Consider the following 19,645-nt stretch of genomic DNA (forward strand, 5'->3'; position numbering starts at 1 on the left):
GGCATTTCCTGCTTTCTTTAAGCGGTTTGAGCGGGCATCATAATGACCATCCATCCTGAGCTTATGTGACATGGGTCACATTAAATAGCCCGAATTAAGGAGCTTTTCATGGTTACTGTGATTTTTGGTCGTCCTGGCTGCCCCTATTGCGTACGTGCGAAAGAGCTGGCCGACAAGCTCAGCGCCGAGCGCGACGACTTTAGCTACCAGTATGTAGATATCCAGGCGGAAGGCATTACCAAAGCGGATCTGGAGAAAAGCGCGGGCAAACCGGTCAGCACCGTACCGCAGATTTTTGTTGATGAGCAGCATATCGGCGGCTACACCGACTTCGCGGCCTGGACGAAAGAAAACCTGAGCGCATAAGTTTTTTTGCCAGCGCAACGGGCCGACTCGGCCCGTTTTTTCGTTCTGGCGTCAGCGCCAGACGATGCGCGCCAGGCGAACCAGCAGCGCGCCGCTGCCTGCCCAGAAGAGCGCGCTCAGGCTCCAGACCAGCAGGGTAAGCCAGCTGGTGTGGGCCAGCAGCGTATTATGCAGCAGCACGACGCCCAGCAGCGTACCCCAGAGCGCCATCAGCAGCGTGCTTTTTAGCGGGCTCTCCGCATGCAGCAGCGCCATTACCGCGCCCGGCAGCAGAAAAAGCAGCAGCTCTGGCTGTCCGCCCAGCGGCACATTGCCCACCAGCCAGTAACGATGCGCATAAATAAACACCAGACTGTAGAGCACAATGCCAGGCATCGCACTGGTCCAGCGTAAGGAACGCCGTGGCATATCACCCCCATTTATTGAAAATCATCACAATGACAACAACCTGCCGCGCTCTCTGGTGGAAATAAAATGAAACAGGCCGTTAGCGGTATGAAATTATAAGCTAATGGCTGAGGGTGATTTTTATGATTAGAATACCTGCCGTCTAAGAGTGACCTGTTTAAATCAAACAGCAGGCTCACTGCGCGGCCTGCACAAGATAGCGAAAAACAGGCCTCTCATCAACAGCTTACAAGTAAACAAGAAGTTAAACAGTGAACATAAACGTCGCAGATTTGTTAAGCGGAAATGACGTTCTGTTATTATTTGTCGTTTTAGCACTCGGCCTTTGCCTGGGTAAATTGCGCCTCGGCTCAGTGCAGCTAGGAAATTCCATTGGCGTATTAGTCGTTTCTTTATTACTCGGGCAACAACACTTTGCGATAAATACCGCCGCATTGAGCCTCGGCTTTATGCTGTTTATTTTTTGCGTCGGCGTTGAAGCAGGCCCTAACTTTTTCTCTATTTTCTTCCGCGACGGTAAAAACTATTTTCTGCTGGCGATCGTGATGGTGCTCAGCGCCCTGCTGCTGGCGCTCGGCTTCGGCAAACTCTTTGGCTGGGATATCGGGTTGACGGCGGGGATGCTGGCGGGATCGATGACCTCGACGCCGGTGCTGGTCGGCGCGGGCGATACGCTGCGGCAGAGCATCAGCAACCGCGACCAGCTGGCGCTGATGCAGGATCACCTCTCTCTCGGCTACGCCCTGACCTATCTGATCGGTCTGGTGAGCCTGATTTTCGGCGCGCGCTATCTGCCGCGCCTGCAGCATCAGGATCTGCCTACCTGCGCGCAGCAAATCGCACGCGAGCGCGGCCTGGATGCCGACAGCCAGCGCAAAGTCTTTCTGCCGGTTATTCGCGCCTACCGCGTCGGCCCGGAGCTGGTGGCGTGGAGCGACGGCAAGAATCTGCGCGAGCTGGGGATCTATCGCCAGACCGGCTGCTATATCGAGCGCATCCGCCGCAACGGCATTCTGGCCAGCCCGGACGGCGATGCGGTGCTGCAGCTCGGCGACGAAATATCGCTGGTGGGCTATCCCGACGCGCACGCGCGCCTCGACGCCAGCTTCCGCAACGGCAAAGAGGTGTTCGACCGCGATCTGCTCGATATGCGCATCGTGACGGAAGAGATTGTGGTGAAGAACCATAATGCGGTGAATAAACGCCTCAGCAAACTGAATCTCACCGATCACGGCTGCTTCCTCAACCGCGTTATTCGCAGTCAGATCGAGATGCCGATCGACGACAGCATTATGTTGCACAAAGGCGATATTTTGCAGGTCAGCGGCGAGGCGAAGCGCGTGAAAAACGTGGCGGATCGCATCGGCTTTATCGCGATCCACAGCCAGGTGACCGATCTGCTGGCGTTCTGCGCCTTTTTTATCGTCGGGCTGATGATCGGCCTGATCACCTTTCAGTTCAGCAACTTTAGCTTCGGCATCGGCAACGCCGCCGGGCTACTGTTCGCTGGCATTATGCTCGGCTTTCTGCGCGCCAACCATCCCACCTTCGGCTATATCCCGCAGGGTGCGCTGACTATGGTGAAAGAGTTCGGGCTGATGGTGTTTATGGCGGGCGTGGGCCTGAGCGCCGGCAGCGGTATTAATCACGGTCTCGGCAGCGAAGGCGCGCTGATGCTGCTGTGCGGCCTGCTGGTGAGCCTGCTGCCGGTGGTGATCTGCTACCTGTTTGGCGCCTACGTGCTGCGCATGAACCGCGCGCTGCTGTTCGGCGCGATTATGGGCGCGCGCACCTGCGCGCCAGCGATGGAGATTATCTGCGACACGGCGCGCAGCAATATTCCGGCGCTGGGCTATGCCGGTACCTACGCCATCGCCAACGTGCTGCTGACGCTGGCCGGCACGCTGATTGTGATTATCTGGCCGATTTTGCCCTTATAAAATTTTTTTGACTCCGTCCAGAACTTTTTTGTTAAGGGTGAGTCTGAATAAGTGCCACTGCTTTTCTTTGAAATCCCCAAATTGTGGAGCCCGCCAGCTTTTTGCTGACGGGTTTTTTTATGCCTGCGATGAAGCCCGTCGCGACAGGCAGAGCGGGCAAAGGATGCGCGCACCGTCACCGAACCTAAACCGTTCTGCAACCTGCGTGTCATTTAGGAGCTGGCGCTATATCTCCCGCCCTGCCGCATCGCCAGAATAGGCCTTTTCTTTGGCATTTTGTGCGCAGCGGCGAACGGGTGCAGTTATAAGATGAGGATTTCTTACCATTATGGAAGCGCTAAACCACTCTCTGTTTTTATTTATTAACGCGACGCCCGCTTCGCCAGGCTGGCTGCTGGCGCTGGCGACCTTTATCGCCAAAGATCTTATCGCCATCGTGCCGCTGCTGATTGTCGCGCTCTGGCTGTGGGGCCCGCGCGACCAGCTGAAATCGCAGCGCGTGCTGGTGTTGAAAACCGGCCTGGCGCTGATCTATGCGCTCTCTATCTCCTGGTGCGTCGGCCAGCTTTTTCCGCATCCACGTCCGTTCGCTATCGGGCTGGGCTATCAGTTTCTGCATCATGCGCCTGACGACTCCTACCCGAGCGATCACGGCACGACCATTTTCACCTTCGCGCTGGCGTTTATCTTCTGGCACCGCCTCTGGTCGGGCGTGATGCTGATGGCGCTCGGCAGCGCCATCGCCTGGTCGCGCGTCTATCTCGGCGTACACTGGCCGATGGATATGCTGGGCGGATTTCTGGTGGGACTACTTGGCTGTCTGGCGTCGCATCTCGCCTGGCAGGGATATGGCGCGCGCATGCTGGCGGCCATTAACGCCCTCTACCGCGCGCTGTTCGCCCTGCCGATACGCAAGGGCTGGATTCAGGATTAAGAAAGCTGGTCTGAAAGCGGATAGCCCTGACAGGCAACCTCACCGTCTGAAGCGGATGGCGTGGGCAGAGTAGCAAAGCGGCCCGCGACAGGGATGTCGCGGGCCGAGCGCGCAGAGATGCCTTGAGCAACGTTGCGATCGGCCTATGACCTCCGCATCTGCTCAGCACTTACAGCGCGCCGGTGTTAGCTAAACCACTTGCCGAACAGCGAGTGGAACTGCATCAGCACGAAATCGACGATGCGGCTGAAGAAATTGCCCTCTGGCACCTCCTCCATCACCACCAGCGGCCGCTGCTCAATGGTCTTGCCGTCAAGCTGGAAATCGATCGTACCCACCACCTGATTTTTCTTTAATGGCGCCTCAAGCTGCGGCGTGGTCAGGGTATAGCTCGCCTTCAGATTCTTCATCTGCCCTTTCGGCAGCGTCAGCGCCGCATCTTTCTCAACGCCGAGGTTAACCTCTTTACGATCGCCGAACCAGACGCGCTGCTGGGCGAAAGGCTTATCCGCCTTAATTGGCGTCACGGTCTCAAAAAAGCGGAAACCCCAGGTCAGGAGCTTCTCGCTCTCGCGAAAGCGCGCGGCGTCGCTGGCGGTGCCCAGCACCACCGAGATCAGCCGCATATCGTTTTCGGTGGCAGAGGCCACCAGGTTATTGCCCGCCCCCGAGGTATGGCCGGTTTTGATACCGTCCACCTGGAGATTGGTGCTCCAGAGCAGACGGTTGCGGTTCATCTGGCGAATATGGTTAAAGGTAAACTCTTTCTCTTTATTCAGCGCGTACTCTTCCGGCACGTCGCGGATCAGCGCCTGGCCAATCAGCGCCATATCGCGCGCGGTGCTGTACTGCCCTTCCGCATCCAGCCCGTGCACCGTCATAAAGTGGGTGTTCTTCAGCCCGAACGCTTTGACATAGTTATTCATCAGCCCGATAAAGGCGTCCTGGCTGCCGGCAACATAGTCCGCCAGCGCAATGCAGGCGTCGTTGCCCGACTGAATAACAATGCCTTTATTCAGCTCCGAAACAGGAATGCGATCGCCGGGCTTGAGGAACATCAGCGACGAGCCTTTGAGTTTGGGATTGCCGGTGGCCCAGGCGTCCTGGCCGATAGTGACCATATCGTCGCGCTTGATTTTGCCCGACTTCAGCGCCTGGCCGACCACATAGCTGGTCATCATCTTGGTCAGGCTGGCGGGATCGAGCCTGTCGTCCGCGTTGCCCTCTGCCAGCACCTTACCGCTGGCATAATCCATTAATATCCAGGCTTTGGCTTCGACCTGAGGCGGCGCCGGCGCGTCTACGGCGAGAGCGACGGGGGCGATAAACAGCAGTAACGAGGCGGCAGCAGCGTGCCGCAGGCGGCGTGAGGAGCGAGTAGTTGTCATGTGCGAGGAAATTCCATGTTAAATCGCGGTTTTAAGGCAAAAACCTACAGAGTGAAACGCTACCCTCTGCAGCGCATGAAAAAAACCGCCCAACCGTAAAGTTTTATAGAGTTTAGTAGAGTAACCCTGGCATGCGCCGGGCGCGCCTACCAGTTTCGCGCGGGTGAAGCGCACGGAAAAGCCGGTGAAATTCCGATTTTTCGCAGAAGGGTTAAGACCGTCACAAAATTCTGCCAGGCTGTTGTGAGTCTACAGAGGAGACCCACCATGGACTTAGCCGTATTCGATCTCGACGAAACCGTTATCTGCGCAGACAGTACCGGCCTGTGGCTGCGCTGGCTGGTGTCGCAGGGCTTTGCCCGTGAAGAACTGCTGGCGAAAGAGCAGGCGCTGATGGCGCAATACTATGCCGGCACGCTGGCGATGGAAGATTATATGGCGCTGACGCTCTCGCCGCTGGCCGGTCTGGCGGCGCCGACCGTCGCGGGCTGGGTGCGCCGCTGGATCCAGCGCGACATCCTGCCGCGCGTCTATCCAGAAGCGCGCGACCGCATCAGCTGGCACCAGCAGCGCGGCGACAAAGTGGTGATCTGCTCCGCCAGCGGCGAACATCTGGTGACGCCGATCGCTGAACGGCTGGGTGCGCACGGCGCGCTGGCGATTGGCGTAGAGGTGGTGGATGACCGCTACAGCGGCCAGACCTACGGCACCATGACGTATAAAGAGGGCAAGGTCGCCCGGCTGAGCGACTGGCGCGCCCTGCAGCAGGAGCAGGCGTTCGCGCGCACCTGGGCCTACAGCGACTCGATGAACGACCTGCCGCTGCTGGCGCAGGCCGATCACGCGCTGGTCATCAACCCGGATGCGCTGCTGCATCAGGAAGCGCTGAAGCGCGGCTGGGAAGTCTGCCGCTGGGCGCGCTGATTAGCCGCGAGGCGCACCGGCCGGCTGCGCAAGTCCCACCTTCAGCAGCTTGCCGTTGTCGCTGTCGGTGAGCACGTAGAGATAGCCGTCCGGCCCCTGCCGGACGTCGCGGATGCGCTCGTCGCGATCCTTCAGCAGGCGCTGCGTCTCCACCACCTTCTCGCCGTTAACGCTGAGCCGTATCAGGCTCTTATCTTTGAGCGCGCCGATAAACAATGAATTTTTCCACTGCGGAAAGCGCGCGCTGTTATAAAACGCCATGCCGCTCAGCGCAGGCGACTGTTTCCAGTAAAACACCGGCTGCTCGGTGCCCTCAACGTGCGATCCTTTTGACTCCGGCACCTTGCTGCCGCTGTAGTCGATGCCCCAGGTCGCCAGCGGCCAGCCGTAGTTTTTGCCTTTTTGCGGAATATTGACCTCATCGCCGCCGCGCGGGCCGTGCTCACTTTCCCATATCTGCTGCGTCCAGGGATTGAAGGCCAGCCCCTGCGGATTGCGCAGGCCCGAGGCCCAGATTTCCGGGCGCGCGCCGCTGCGGCCGACGAAGGGGTTATCCTTCGGCACGCTGCCATCCTGGTTTAGCCGCAGGATTTTGCCGGTCAGCTTGTCGAGATCCTGCGCTGAGCTGGCCGTAGCCGACCACCGCCCCCAGCTCGCCGCTGTCGCTCGCTTCGGTATAGCTGAGCCATACGCGACGGCTCTGCGCAAAGTCCGGCGCCAGCACCACGTCGAGCAGCCCCGCCTGCCGGCGCACCGCCGCTTTCGGCACCCCGTCGATGGGCGGCGACAGGCCGCTGTCGGGTCGCCAGCTGCGCAGCTCTCCGCTCCGTTCGGTAATCAGCAGCGTCTGGTTATCCGGCAGAAACGCCACCGCCCAGGGATGATTAAGCCTGTCCTGTAAAACCTGAACCTCTACCTCCTCCGCCAGCGCGGGAAGATTAAACAGCGCGCCGCCGAGTAGCAGCGCGGCAGTGAGTCGGGCCATAGTGTGCTCCAGTCGTCAGGGGATGAGCTTAAGGGTAGCCAGCACGACCAGATAATGTTCAGGCTTTACAAAAGATTAAAGAAGGCGTCCCTGCCCAACGTGCGGGACTCAGGGCGCGCTGAAGTGCACGGCGTCGCTGACCGTATCGTCAATGGCGCTTTTTACGTCGCCGTAGGTAATGGGCGCGCTGCTGTTGTTAAGCGGCTTGCCGAACGCCTTGCGTACCACCTTAATCAGCGGTTTGCCGGTCTGGGCGTCGCGTGCCTCAATCTCCAGAAACAGCGCGCTGTTTTGGGTGCGGTGACCGGTCGCCGCCATAGTGCTGGCGATCACCGCCGCCACCGGCACCACCTCATAGAACTGCACGCCCTCGTTTTCCGCCGTCACGCCGGTAATGGCGCTGCGAACGATCAGCGTATGTGGGCCAGGCTTAGTCACCAGCTGTTTACGTTCCCCTATCGCCGCTTTCAGGCGGGAGTCGGCATAGCTGCGGATGTGATCCAGCGTCTGCTGGCTGACGCGCGGCGTCGGCTTAGCCGCCGGATAGTAAACCACCGGCGTATAGACTACCGAGGTATAGTCACCGTCGCGGTAATCGGGCGAGATCCAGCGCAGCGTGGGGCGATCGCTGGCTGAGGTGGCGGGTTTAAGCTGGCTGTAATCAGTGATAAAACCGGAATATTGCTGTTTACTGGTAACGTGTGAGGTGCATCCCGCCAGCAGCATGGCGCTCGCCAGTAGGGTCAACAGGGAAATTTTGCGCATAGTCAGTTCTCAAATGGAAACAGGACCTTAATAGCTTAGATAATCCGTTGAGAACGCGCCGGGGGAAGCAGAAAGAAAACGCCCGCTGCACAGGCAGCGGGCGAAAGGCTTACTCGAAACAGGTTTCCGGGTTATCGGAGAGCGAAATAAAGCTCTTGCCGCCTTCGGTCAGGGCGATGATTTTGCCTGACTCGATATCGTAAACCCAGCCGTGCAGACGCACTTTGCCTTTACGCAGCGCCAGCGCCACCGACGGATGCGTCTTGATGTTGTTCAACTGGGCGATAACGTTCTCTTTCACCATCTCGTTCAGCTTCGCTTCCGGCGTATCATACTGGCGCTCTTCCACCACGGTTTTCGCCGCATCGGCGTAGTGCAGCCAGTGATCTACTGCCGGCATGTTGTCCATGCACTGACAGGAAGCGATAGCGTTCATCGCGCCGCAGTTGGAGTGGCCGCAGATGATAATTTCGCTTACGCCCAGCACCATAACCGCATATTCGATGGTAGCCGATACGCCGCCTGGCTCCGGCCCGAACGGCGGCACGATATTGCCCGCGTTGCGGATCACGAAGAGCTGACCCGGCTCCTGTTGGGTCACCAGCTCCGGTACTAAACGGCTGTCAGAACAGGAGATAAACAGCGCTTTCGGATTTTGGTTCGACGCCAGGCTTTTGAAAAGATCCTTCCTTTCAGGAAACACATTCTGTTGAAAACTCAGAAATCCGTTAACGATCTCTTTCATCATTGCGCTCTCACATTATCCACATAGTCGACTGCGGCGACAGGTGTCCGCAGCTGCCTTGTTATCTGCTTATTATTGAATTCACAGTAAATTTGAATTTCGGATTTAAGCACCAGGTCGCGCTAAACTCAACCCTGTTATGATTATTGACAAAAGATGCGGCGCTGGCAGATAAGAATTTTAGCTGAAATTCCCAGAGGTTAGCCGCTAAAGGTCTGGACGCGACGTTTGCACTTATTTACGAAGTCAGCGGTAAATGACCACCTTTTCAGCAGGCGAAATCGATGCGTATCTTACTGAAAAGACGCCATAATCTCCCTACAAAAAGCGCGGCATTTCAGATGGGACAGGACGAAATGGCGCGCCCAGCGCTGGCGACGTGCCGAATAGGGCCAGCGTCAGGTGGAGGTGGGTTACGACATTCTGCTGGTAGCGGACGAGGCGGATTTAGCCATAGAGCTGTTGATGCGCCTGCTTACGCCTCAGGTAGTCCTCATCTTCGCGCAGGCGATCCCAGTACGCTTTGAAAACGGCCGCCGCAGCGGCCTTTTCTTCATCGACGCCGCGCGGCGGTTCATTGCCCTCCGCGTCATACTTGCGACCGCCCTTATGATTGCTGTAGCGGCGCGCGCGGGTATAGCCCATCTGAATGAACTTGCGCGCCATATCCATACCGACAAAATCATCCTGCGCGCGATACTCCTCAAACAGCGCCATAATCTTCGCCGCCGAGGCCTCAGCTATCGGCACGGTGCGGAAGCGCCAGTGCGGCAAGATCTCGCTTTTATACGGCTCGACCATCAGCACGCCCTGCTCGCCGCGCCCGACCTGATAGCGCTCCGGGTGCTTGCGGAAGTCGATAGTTTTAAAGTCCTGCTCGTAATCGAATTTTTTCATGTCTTGAGTTTAGGATCGAGTGCGTCGCGAAGCCCGTCGCCAAGCAAATTAAATGCTAAAACCGTGAGAAAAATCGCGAGGCTGGGGAAAATCGCTACGTGCGGCGCCAGCACCATGTCGGCGCGCGCTTCGTTGAGCATCGCCCCCCACTCCGGCGTCGGCGGCTGCGCTCCCAGCCCGAGAAACGACAGGCTGGCGGCGGTAATGATCGAGGTGCCGATGCGCATGGTGAAGTAGACCACGATAGACGACACCGTGCCGGGCAGAATATGGCGCAGCAGGATGGTGGCGTCCGAGGCGCCGATGCTGCGCGCCGACTCAATATAGGTCTGATGTTTCAGCACCAGCGTATTGCCGCGCACCAGACGGGCGAATGCCGGAATGCTGAAAATCGCCACTGCGATAATTACGTTGCTCATGCCGCTGCCCATAATCGCCACCACCGCAATCGCCAGCAGAATGCCGGGAAAAGCGAACAGCACGTCGCAGATACGCATGGTGATACGATCCCAGGCCCCCTCGTAATAGCCCGCCAGCAGACCGAAAAAGGTGCCGATGGCCGCGCCGATCGCCACCGAAAAGAAGCCGGCAATCAGCGAAATGCGCGTGCCGACCAGCACGCGGCTGAAGATATCACGGCCCAGCGAATCGACGCCGAACCAGTGCACCAGCGAAGGGCCCTGGTTGAGCCGGTCGTAATCGAAATAGTTTTCGGCGTCGAACGGCGCGATCAGCGGCGCGATAAACGCCAGCACGATCAGCAGCAGCACGAACAGCCCGGAGGTCATCGCCACCGGCTGGCGGCGGAAGCGCCGCCAGAACTCGCTCCAGGGCGTACGAACCCGATTTTCCGTCGTCAGCGGCAGGCTTTTCAGCACCGCTTCGCGTCGCCAGTTTTTCATTGCGACTCCTTACCTGTAGCGAATAGCGGGATTGATTGCCGCATAGAGCAGATCGACAATCAGGTTAATCAGGATGAACTCCAGCGAGAAGAGCAGCACTTCGGCCTGGATCACCGGGTAGTCGCGCATCTCCACTGAATCCACCAGCAGGCGGCCAAGGCCGGGCCAGTTAAAGACCACCTCCACCACGATTGAGCCGCCGAGCAGAAAGCCAAACTGCAGGCCCATCATGGTAACCACCGGGATCATGGCGTTGCGCAGGCCGTGCTTGACCACCACCAGCGATTCGCGCACCCCTTTAGCGCGCGCGGTGCGCATATAGTCTTCCTGCATGACTTCCACGAAGGAGGCGCGGGTAAAGCGCGCCATCACCGCCGCTACCGCGGCGCCCAGCGTGATGGATGGCAAAATATAGTGGCGCCAGCTGTCAGCACCGACGGTCGGCAGCCAGCCCAGCTCGACGGAGAAGATCTGCATCAGCAGCATGCCGAGCGCGAAAGCAGGAAAAGAGATGCCCGAGACCGCCAGCGTCATGCCGAGGCGATCGGGCCAGCGGTTGCGCCACACGGCGGAGACGATGCCGATCGCCATACCAAAAATCACCGCCCAGATCATGCTGGCCAGCGTCAGCCACAGCGTCGGCATAAAGCGGGTCGCGATCTCTTCCGCCACCGGCCGCTTCGAGACCAGCGAATGGCCAAAGTCGCCCTGCAGCGCATTGAGAATAAAGTGCCAGAACTGCTGCGGCAGCGGCTGATCCAGTCCCAGCTCCTGGCGAACCAGCGCCACTACCGTGGCGTCGGCGTCCTGACCGGCAATAAGGCGCGCCGGATCGCCCGGCAGCAGGTGAACGAACAGGAACACCAGCACCGCGACAATCAGCAGCGTCGGGATAAGCCCGAGCAGACGTTTAATAAAATAGTTAAGCATGCGAAATCCTGCGCAGCGGCGGCCAGCCCGCGCGGGCTGGCCGGTCGGGTTACTTCAGGTCGGCCTCGTCAAAGCTAAATGAGGTGTCGGGCATCACGTAGAACCCGGTCAGCGACGCCGTATTGGCGGAAACCAGCTGCTCCACCACCAGTGGGATCCACGGATGGTCGTTCCAGATTTTATCCTGCGCGTCTTTATAGAGGCTGGCTTTGCGCTCGCGATCGGTGGTCTTCAGCGCGTCGGCCAGATCTTTATCCACCTGCGGATTGCTGTAGAAAGCGGTGTTAAAGATGGCAGGCGGCCAGGAGGTGGTGGCGAACAGCGGCGTCAGCGCCCAGTCGGCTTCGCCGGTGGAGGCGGACCAGCCGGTATAGAACATGCGTACGCCGCTCTCTTTCTGCCCTTTACTCTCTACCTCCGCGGCGCGCTGGCCCGCGTCCATCGCCGTTACCTTGACCTTCACACCCACCTGCGCCAGTTGCTGCTGGGTAAACTGCAGCACTTTTTGCGCGGTGCTGTGGTTGTGCGACGACCAGAGCGTGGTTTCAAAACCGTTGGGGTAGCCCGCTTCCTTCAGCAGCTCGCGCGCTTTGGCCGGGTTATATTGTATCGCCGGGTAGGTCTGCGCAAAGTCGATCGACGGCGGCACGATGCCGGTCGCTGGCTTCGCGTAGCCGGCAAAGGCGACTTTGGTCAGCGCCTCGCGGTTAATGGCGTACGCCAGCGCCTCGCGTACTTTCGGGTTGTCGAACGGCTTCTGGGTGACGTTCAGGCTGATATAGCGCTGCATGATCGACGGCGACGTCACTACCTTCAGCTTCGCGTTCTTCTCCAGCAGTTTGGCCTGCTCAAAGGGGATCGGGAAGGCGAAGTTCGCTTCGCCGGTCTGCAGCATCGCCGCGCGGGTGTTGTTGTCCACCACCGGACGCCAGGTGATGCTGTCGAGCTTTGGATAGCCCTTCTTCCAGTAGCCGTCCCACTTTTTCACCTTCACGTAGTCGGTCTGGTTCCAGGTCACCAGCTCATAGGGGCCGGTGCCGACCGGGTGAAAACCGATCTCTTTGCCATACTTTTTCAGCGCGGTCGGTGAAATCATCGCCGCGGCCGGATGCGCCAGGTTGTTGATAAAGGCGGAAAAAGGCTGTTTCAGCGTGATCTTTACCGTGGTGGGATCGACCGCCTCGGTAGTGGCGATATATTTAAACAGGTTGTAGCGCTTAAGGTGATTATCGGGATTGCTGGCGCTTCAGGTTGACCTTAACCGCTTCGGCGTTAAAGTCAGTGCCGTCCTGGAATTTAATTCCCGGACGCAGCTTAATGGTGTAGGTGAGACCGTCCGGGCTGGCCTGATAGCTTTCCGCCAGCACGTTGGTCAGCTTCATCTCTTTATCGAAGCCGAACAGTCCCTGATAGAACGATTTCGCCACCGCCTGCGACAGCGTGTCGTTAGCGTCGTAGGGATCGAGCGTGGTGAAGTTGGACCCGACGGCGATAACCGCGTCTTTTGCCGCCCAGGCGGGCAGCGCCGCCATGGCGCTCATTACGCCCGCAGCCAGTAACCCTTTACGCATTGCGTTGTGCATCATGTTCTCCTGTATCCCTGCTTAGTGTGATTGTGATGTCAGGTGCTGCTGATTGCGTGGCGCGCAACGAAATGGCCCGGTGCCACCTCCATCAGCGGCGCCACTTCAGGCTCATCACCCAGCGCGCGCACGGCGCTGGGTATTTCATCCACCATCAGCGCGCGTTCGCGCCGACGATGCGCCGGATCCGCCACCGGAACGGCGGCCATCAGCTTGCGGGTGTAGGGGTGGCGCGGCTGCTCAAACACCGCCTGGCGCGGCCCTATTTCAACGATCTGTCCCAGATACATAACCGCCACGCGATGGCTGATGCGCTCGACAACGGCCATATCGTGGGAAATAAACAGGAAAGCGATGCCAAACTCGCGCTGCAGGTCGAGCATCAGATTGACGATCTGCGCCTGGATTGAGACGTCAAGCGCCGACACCGACTCGTCGGCGATGACCACTTTGGGATTGAGCGCCAGCGCGCGCGCGATACAGATGCGCTGGCGCTGGCCACCCGAGAACTCATGGGGATAGCGCTGCGCGTGCTCTGGCAGTAGCCCCACTTTTTCCAGCAGCCAGGCGACGCGCTGTTCCGCCTCGCGGCGCGGCATCACCTTGTGTACCAGCAGCGGCTCCATAACAGAGAAGCCCACCGTCAGACGCGGATCGAGCGAGGCGTAGGGATCCTGAAAGATAAACTGGATATCGCGCCGCAGGTGCGCCAGCGCCGGGCCGCTCAGGGTGTCGATGCGCTGGCCGTTGAAGGTGATGGTGCCGCCCTGGCTCGCCACCAGCCGCAGCAGCGAGCGCCCGGTGGTGGATTTGCCGCAGCCGGATTCGCCTACCAGCGCCAGCGTCTCGCCGGCGTAGAGATCGAAACTCACCTTCTCTACTGCGTGAACGCGGCGCTTAACGCGGTTAAACAGGCCGCCGCGAATATCAAAGCGCGTCACCAGATCGCGCACCTGCAAAATCGGATCGAGATCGCGCCGCGCCGTATCCTGCGGCGTCTCCGGCTCCGCCTGTCCGCCCGGATGCAGCAGCGGAAAACGCGCGGGCAGCGGCTGGCCGCTCATCGCGCCGAGTTTTGGCACCGCGGCGAGCAGCGCCTGGGTATAGGGCTGCTGCGGCGCGTCGAACAGCTGCTGCACCGGCGCGCGCTCCACCACGTCGCCGCAGTACATCACCTGCACGCGATCCGCCATTTCCGCCACGACGCCCATATCGTGGGTGATAAAAATCACCCCCATCTGCATCTCTTTTTGCAGCACGCGGATCAGCTGCAGGATTTGCGCCTGAATCGTCACGTCGAGCGCCGTGGTCGGCTCATCGGCGATCAGCAGCGCGGGACGACACGACAGCGCCATGGCGATCACCACGCGCTGACGCATACCGCCGGAGAGCTGATGCGGATAGCGCGACAGCACGCCCTGGGCTTCGGGAATGCGCACCAGATCGAGCATGCGGCGCGCTTCCGCCAGCGCCTGCTGGTGGCTTTTGCCCTGATGCAGACGGATCGATTCGGCGATCTGCTCACCAACGGTGAAAACCGGGTTAAGGGAGGTCATCGGCTCCTGAAAGATCATCGCCATATCGGCGCCGCGTACGCGACGCATCACGCCCGGCGTTGCGCGCGCCACGTCCAGCAGCTCGCCGCTGCGGCGGCGCAGCAGAATATCGCCGCTGACCTCGCCGCCCGCCTGCTCAATCAGCCGCATCAGCGCCAGCGAGGTGACCGATTTGCCGGATCCAGACTCGCCCACGATCGCCAGGGTTTCGCCGCGCTGCACCTCCAGCGAAAGGTCGCGCACCGCGTGCGTGATGCGCCCTTCATGGCTGAAGCGCACGTTGAGATTGCGTACCGCCAGAACCTGCTCCGGCGCCATTTGCTGCGTCATGCCTGCTCCTTAGCCTTCGCGGTAGATGCCGACCTCAATCTCTTCGCCCACGCGCGCCACACCGCGGTACATGCCTTCGCTGTTAAACGGCAGCGCCACGTTGCCAAAGCGGTCGATAGCGATCAGCCCGCCGCTGCCGCCCAGTTCGGGGATGGCGTCGTGGATCACGTTAACGCAGGCCTGCTGCAGCGAGTGGCCGCCGTAGCGCATCTGCGCGGCGATATCATAGGCCGCCAGGGTACGGATAAAGACCTCGCCCGTGCCGGTGCAGGAGACCGCCACCGTATCGTTGCTGGCGTAGCAGCCCGCGCCCGGCAGCGGCGAGTCGCCGACGCGGCCCGCCTGCTTGTTGGTCATGCCCCCGGTCGACGTGGCGGCGGCGAGATTGCCCTCCGCGTCGATCGCTACCGCGCCCACGGTGCCAAATTTACGGTCGGGATCGAGCGGGTCGTCAGACTTCGCCGCGCCGTCGTGGTCGAGCACCATCTCGTCGCTCGCCAGCGCGCGCTGCAGCTGCTCCCGGCGTTCCGGCGTCGAAAAAAAGGTGGGGTCGACCTCCTCCAGCCCGTGCTCCCGCGCAAACTGCTCCGCGCCCGCGCCGATAAAGAGTACGTGCGGGCTCGCCTCCAGCACCTTGCGCGCCGCCAGCACCGGGTTGCGCAGGCGCGACACGCCCGCCACTGCGCCCACCGCCAGCGTGCGGCCGTCCATTACGCAGGCATCCAGCTCGTGCGTGCCCTGATGGGTAAAGACCGCGCCCCTCCCGGCGTTGAACAGCGGGCACTCTTCCAGCAGCCGCACCGCCTCGGTCACGACGTCCAGCGCGCTGGCGCCCTGCGCCAGCATCTGCTGCCCCACGCTGAGGATATCGCTCAGCGCCTGACGGTACGCCTGCTCTTTTTCTGCGCTCATTGCCGAGCGCGTAATGGCGCCTGCCCCACCGTGAATGGCGATGACTGCTTTAACCATAACGCTTGCCCTGTCCTTTTACCGGCGTGAAAACACTGATTTAAAATGGTTTTCAGCCAAATTAAATGATTTTTGACTATAGAAAGCCTGCCTGAGCTTGTAAAGCGGAAACTGGCGCGTCGGCCATAACCTTTTATTGTGGCTTATGCCGCGGCGGAAATGTGACTCCGCTGGCAATTAGCACCATAATAGTCAGCAACTGTCTTTACTCAGGTTACCAATACGATGGAAAGCTTTACCGCAGGATTAATTTCTCTGGAAGAGGCGCAGGCGAAAATGCTGGCGCAGCTTCAGCCTCTCCGCGATCGCGTCAGCGTGCCGCTGGCCGACGCGGTTGGCCGCATTACCGCCGTACCGGTGGCGTCGCCGATTGACGTTCCGCCGTTCGATAACTCGGCAATGGACGGCTACGCCGTACGGCTGGCCGATATCGCCTCCGATCGACCGCTGAAGATCGCTGGCAAAGCCTTTGCCGGCGCGCCTTTTAACGGCGACTGGCCGGCGGGAAGCGTGGTACGCATTATGACCGGCGCGCCGGTGCCGCCGGGCTGCGAAGCGGTGGTGATGCAGGAAGAGACGCGCGAGGTTGAAGAGGGCATTGTCATTAACGCGCCGGTGCGGGCGGGACAAAATATCCGGCTGATCGGCGAAGATATCCGCCGCGACCAGCCGGTGCTGGCGGCGGGCGTGCGCCTCGGCGCGGCGGAGCTGCCGCTCCTCGCCTCGCTCGGCCTTGCCGAGGTCAGCGTATTGCGCAAGCTGCGCGTTGCGGTTTTCTCCACCGGCGACGAGCTGCAGCCGGTCGGCCAGCCGCTGGCTCCCGGCCAGATTTACGACACCAACCGCTTTACCGTCTCGCTGATGCTGCACAAGCTCGGCTGCGAAGTGATCGACCTGGGCATCATCAAAGATGATCCGCAGGCGCTGCGTCACGCCTTTGCCGAGGCGGATCGCCAGGCGGATGTGGTGATCAGCACCGGCGGCGTGTCGGTGGGCGAAGCGGATTTCACTAAAGCCATGCTGGACGAGCTGGGCGTTATCACCTTCTGGAAGCTGGCCATCAAGCCGGGTAAGCCTTTCGCCTTTGGCCGCCTCGCCAGCAGCTGGTTCTGCGGACTGCCGGGCAATCCGGTGTCGGCCGCCGTAACTTTTTATCAGCTGGTGCAGCCGCTGCTCGCCGCCCTGACCGGCCAGAGCGAATCGCCGCTGCCGCCGCGCCTGCGCGCGCGCGCCGCCTCACGCCTGAAAAAATCCCCTGGCCGTCTCGATTTCCAGCGTGGCGTTATGAGCCGCGGCGCGGACGGCGAACTGGAGGTGCGCAGCACCGGCCATCAGGGCTCGCACGTCTTTAGCTCGTTTGCTGCCGCCAACTGCTTTATCGTGCTGGAGCGCGATCGCGGCGCGGTCGAGCCGGGCGAATGGGTTGAGGTTGAACCTTTTAACGCGCTGCTGGAGGGGTGATGCTACCCGAACTCAGCGATGAAGAGATGCTGCGCTATAACCGCCAGATTGTGCTGCGCGGCTTCGACTTCGACGGCCAGGAAAAACTCAAGGCGAGCCGCGCGCTGATCGTCGGTCTCGGCGGGCTGGGCTGCGCGGCGTCGCCTTATCTGGCTGCCGCGGGCGTTGGCGCGCTGACCCTGCTCGACTTCGATACCGTCGCGCTGTCGAATCTGCAGCGTCAGATCCTGCATCACGACGCGGATATCGGCCGCGCCAAGGTCGACTCGGCGGCGGAGAGTCTGGCCGCCATCAACCCGCATCTGCATATCGATACCCTTAACGGCGTACTGGAGGAAGCGGCGCTTGAGGCGCTGATCGCCGGGCATCAGGTGGTGCTCGACTGCACCGACAACGTGCAGATCCGCGAACAGCTCAACCGGCTTTGCCGGGCGCGCGGCGTGCCGCTGGTGTCCGGGGCGGCCATCCGTATGGAAGGTCAGATTAGCGTCTTTACCTGGCAGCCAGGCACCCCCTGCTATCGCTGTATCAGCCGCCTGTTCGGCGAACAGACGCTAAGCTGCGTTGAGGCTGGCGTGATGGCGCCGCTGGTCGGCGTGATTGGTGCCATGCAGGCGATGGAGGCGATTAAAGTGCTGAGCGCCTTTGGCACCCCCGCTGCGTCGCGGCTGCTGATGTATGATGCGATGAGCGCGGAATTCCGCAGCATGAAGGTGGCGCAGGATGCGCACTGCGAAGTGTGTGGTAAATAAGTAAGGGGATAGCCTGAGCTATCCCCTTTATAAAGCCGTCTGCCTGTTTTGCGCTAACGCAAGTGGCGTTGTTATTCGCCTGCGGTAACTGACCCGGCCCTGCTTATCTTGCTGCCAGCAATCAGTAAATACCCTGGCTACGCAGATAATCTTCGTAGGTGCCGGTAAAGTCCACTACGCGGTCCTCTTTGATCTCCAGCACGCGGGTCGCCAGCGAGCTGACGAATTCGCGGTCGTGCGAAACGAAGATCAGCGTGCCTTCATACATCTCCAGCGCCATATTCAGCGATTCGATCGACTCCATATCCAGGTGGTTGGTCGGTTCATCCATAATCAGGATATTGGGTTTCTGCATCATCAGCTTGCCGAACAGCATGCGCCCTTTTTCACCGCCCGACAGCACCTTCGCCGGTTTTTTGATGTCGTCATGGCTGAAGAGCAGACGCCCCAGAATGCTGCGCACCGCCTGCTCATCATCCCCTTCCTGCTTCCACTGGCTCATCCAGTCGAAGACGCTAAGGTCATCGGCGAAATCGGTGGCGTGATCCTGCGCATAATAGCCAATGCGCGCATTTTCCGACCATTTAACGCTGCCGCTGTCTGGCGCAAGTTCGCCCACCAGCGTTTTCAGCAGCGTGGATTTACCAATACCGTTGGCGCCGATAACCGCCAGCTTCTCGCCAACTTCAAGCAGCAGATTGAGATTTTTAAACAGCGGGCCGTTATCAAAACCTTTGGTAAGCGCTTCGACTTCCAGCGCATTACGGAACAGTTTCTTGTCCTGTTCAAAACGAATAAAGGGGTTCTGACGGCTGGACGCTTTAACTTCATCCAGCTTGATTTTATCAATTTGTTTCGCGCGCGACGTTGCCTGACGCGATTTAGAGGCGTTAGCGCTAAAGCGGCTAACGAAAGACTGCAGCTCGGCAATCTGCGCTTTTTTCTTGGCGTTGTCCGCTAATAAACGTTCGCGCGACTGGGTGGCCGCCGTCATATACTCGTCATAATTGCCTGGATATACGCGTAATTCGCCGTAATCGAGATCCGCCATATGAGTACAAACCATATTCAGAAAATGACGGTCGTGCGAAATGATGATCATGGTGCTTTCACGCTCGTTCAGCACCTGCTCCAGCCAGCGGATGGTATCAATATCCAGGTTGTTGGTTGGTTCGTCCAGTAACAAAATATCGGGATTTGAAAATAACGCCTGCGCCAGCAGCACGCGTAATTTCCAGCCCGGTGCAATTTCGCTCATTGGGCCATAATGCTGCTCGACCGGAATGCCTACACCGAGTAATAACTCGCCAGCGCGCGATTCGGCGCTGTAGCCATCCATCTCGCCATAAAGCGCTTCCAGGTCCGCAACTTTATAGCCTTCCTCTTCGCTCATTTCCGGCAAAGCGTAAATGCGGTCGCGCTCCTGCTTTACTTCCCACAATTCATGGTGACCCATGATGACGGTGTCCAGCACGCTATATTGCTCAAACGCAAACTGATCCTGTCTTAACTTACCGATGCGTTCATTGGGATCGTAAGAGACATTACCGCCGGTAGGCACAAGGTCGCCGCCGAGGATTTTCATAAAGGTGGATTTACCGCTGCCGTTTGCACCGATTAAACCGTAACGATTACCGCCGCCAAATTTTACGGAGATATTTTCGAACAGTGGCTTGCTGCCAAACTGCATGGTGATATTGCTGCTTACTAACACGGCATTGACCTTTATGGCTGAGTGAGGGGAAAAACGGCGGCCATTATGCCAGACATCGCCTTACGCATGCCAGCGCCAGGCGTGCGCCCTGAGGCA

General features: G+C 59.6%; 16 protein-coding genes and 2 pseudogenes. 6 read left to right on the forward strand and 12 right to left on the reverse strand.

All coding sequences use genetic code 11. The features are described 5' to 3' along the window. Nucleotides 1–108 precede the first annotated feature (108 nt). Nucleotides 109–366 carry a GrxA family glutaredoxin gene (locus tag LB453_RS15655; RefSeq protein WP_103795317.1) on the forward strand — a complete coding sequence of 86 codons (258 nt, stop codon included), beginning with the start codon at nucleotides 109–111 and terminating at the stop codon, nucleotides 364–366. A gap of 51 nt (nucleotides 367–417) precedes the next feature. Here the strand turns inward: LB453_RS15655 and ybjM are convergent, their stop codons facing one another. Continuing rightward, the gene (ybjM, locus tag LB453_RS15660; RefSeq protein WP_103795316.1) at nucleotides 418–774 is read right to left on the reverse strand and encodes an inner membrane protein YbjM; all 357 of its coding nucleotides are present in this window, start codon (nucleotides 772–774) and stop codon (nucleotides 418–420) included. Between the two features lie 251 nt (nucleotides 775–1,025). On the opposite strand from ybjM, the gene LB453_RS15665 reads away from it, so the two are divergent. Together LB453_RS15665 and ybjG are read left to right on the forward strand one after the other, a co-directional pair. Beyond that, nucleotides 1,026–2,714 carry an aspartate:alanine antiporter gene (locus LB453_RS15665; RefSeq protein WP_103795315.1) on the forward strand — a complete coding sequence of 563 codons (1,689 nt, stop codon included), beginning with the start codon at nucleotides 1,026–1,028 and terminating at the stop codon, nucleotides 2,712–2,714. Nucleotides 2,715–3,042: 328 nt separating this feature from the next. Further along, nucleotides 3,043–3,648: an undecaprenyl-diphosphate phosphatase gene (gene ybjG / locus LB453_RS15670; protein ID WP_103795314.1), complete on the forward strand. Its 606-nt coding sequence runs from the start codon at nucleotides 3,043–3,045 to the stop codon at nucleotides 3,646–3,648. Between the two features lie 185 nt (nucleotides 3,649–3,833). Here ybjG and LB453_RS15675 read toward each other — a convergent pair whose 3' ends face one another. Then, nucleotides 3,834–5,036, reverse strand: coding sequence for a serine hydrolase (locus LB453_RS15675; protein ID WP_103795313.1), 1,203 nt, complete (start codon nucleotides 5,034–5,036; stop codon nucleotides 3,834–3,836). A gap of 267 nt (nucleotides 5,037–5,303) precedes the next feature. Here LB453_RS15675 and LB453_RS15680 point away from each other — a divergent pair, with 267 nt between their 5' ends. Next, entirely contained in the window at nucleotides 5,304–5,960 is a 657-nt protein-coding gene (locus LB453_RS15680) for an HAD family hydrolase (RefSeq protein ID WP_103795312.1), read from the forward strand. Here LB453_RS15680 and LB453_RS15685 read toward each other — a convergent pair. The 9 genes and pseudogenes from LB453_RS15685 to LB453_RS15725 form a co-directional block, all read right to left on the reverse strand. Further along, nucleotides 5,961–6,945: pseudogene (locus LB453_RS15685) on the reverse strand (PQQ-dependent sugar dehydrogenase). A gap of 108 nt (nucleotides 6,946–7,053) precedes the next feature. Next, complete coding sequence (locus tag LB453_RS15690; protein ID WP_103795310.1) at nucleotides 7,054–7,710, reverse strand: DUF3313 domain-containing protein; 657 nt, start codon at nucleotides 7,708–7,710, stop codon at nucleotides 7,054–7,056. 109 nt (nucleotides 7,711–7,819) lie between these two features. After that, complete coding sequence (locus LB453_RS15695) at nucleotides 7,820–8,455, reverse strand: carbonic anhydrase (protein WP_103795570.1); 636 nt, start codon at nucleotides 8,453–8,455, stop codon at nucleotides 7,820–7,822. 447 nt (nucleotides 8,456–8,902) lie between these two features. Continuing rightward, nucleotides 8,903–9,352 (reverse strand): DUF4385 domain-containing protein, encoded by a 450-nt coding sequence (locus LB453_RS15700; protein WP_103795309.1) that lies wholly within the window; start codon nucleotides 9,350–9,352, stop codon nucleotides 8,903–8,905. Then, the gene (gene gsiD / locus LB453_RS15705) at nucleotides 9,349–10,254 is read right to left on the reverse strand and encodes a glutathione ABC transporter permease GsiD (protein ID WP_103795308.1); all 906 of its coding nucleotides are present in this window, start codon (nucleotides 10,252–10,254) and stop codon (nucleotides 9,349–9,351) included. The genes LB453_RS15700 and gsiD overlap by 4 nt, the downstream gene beginning before the upstream one ends. Before the next feature lie 9 nt (nucleotides 10,255–10,263). After that, nucleotides 10,264–11,184 carry a glutathione ABC transporter permease GsiC gene (gsiC, locus tag LB453_RS15710; RefSeq protein WP_103795307.1) on the reverse strand — a complete coding sequence of 307 codons (921 nt, stop codon included), beginning with the start codon at nucleotides 11,182–11,184 and terminating at the stop codon, nucleotides 10,264–10,266. Nucleotides 11,185–11,233: 49 nt separating this feature from the next. After that, a pseudogene (gene gsiB, locus LB453_RS15715) lies at nucleotides 11,234–12,767 on the reverse strand (glutathione ABC transporter substrate-binding protein GsiB). Nucleotides 12,768–12,805: 38 nt separating this feature from the next. Next, nucleotides 12,806–14,653 carry a glutathione ABC transporter ATP-binding protein GsiA gene (gene gsiA / locus LB453_RS15720; protein WP_103795305.1) on the reverse strand — a complete coding sequence of 616 codons (1,848 nt, stop codon included), beginning with the start codon at nucleotides 14,651–14,653 and terminating at the stop codon, nucleotides 12,806–12,808. A gap of 9 nt (nucleotides 14,654–14,662) precedes the next feature. Next, nucleotides 14,663–15,622, reverse strand: coding sequence for an isoaspartyl peptidase/L-asparaginase family protein (locus LB453_RS15725; RefSeq protein WP_103795304.1), 960 nt, complete (start codon nucleotides 15,620–15,622; stop codon nucleotides 14,663–14,665). A gap of 225 nt (nucleotides 15,623–15,847) precedes the next feature. Here LB453_RS15725 and moeA point away from each other — a divergent pair, with 225 nt between their 5' ends. Further along, a complete protein-coding gene (moeA, locus tag LB453_RS15730; protein WP_103795303.1) occupies nucleotides 15,848–17,083 on the forward strand; it encodes a molybdopterin molybdotransferase MoeA in 1,236 nt (411 codons plus the stop codon). Continuing rightward, complete coding sequence (gene moeB / locus LB453_RS15735) at nucleotides 17,083–17,835, forward strand: molybdopterin-synthase adenylyltransferase MoeB (RefSeq protein WP_103795302.1); 753 nt, start codon at nucleotides 17,083–17,085, stop codon at nucleotides 17,833–17,835. The genes moeA and moeB overlap by 1 nt, the downstream gene beginning before the upstream one ends. A gap of 121 nt (nucleotides 17,836–17,956) precedes the next feature. Here the strand turns inward: moeB and LB453_RS15740 are convergent, their stop codons facing one another. Then, complete coding sequence (locus LB453_RS15740; protein WP_103795301.1) at nucleotides 17,957–19,549, reverse strand: ABC-F family ATPase; 1,593 nt, start codon at nucleotides 19,547–19,549, stop codon at nucleotides 17,957–17,959. Nucleotides 19,550–19,645 lie beyond the last annotated feature (96 nt).

Source organism: Pantoea agglomerans, assembly GCF_020149765.1.
GTDB lineage: Bacteria > Pseudomonadota > Gammaproteobacteria > Enterobacterales > Enterobacteriaceae > Pantoea > Pantoea alvi.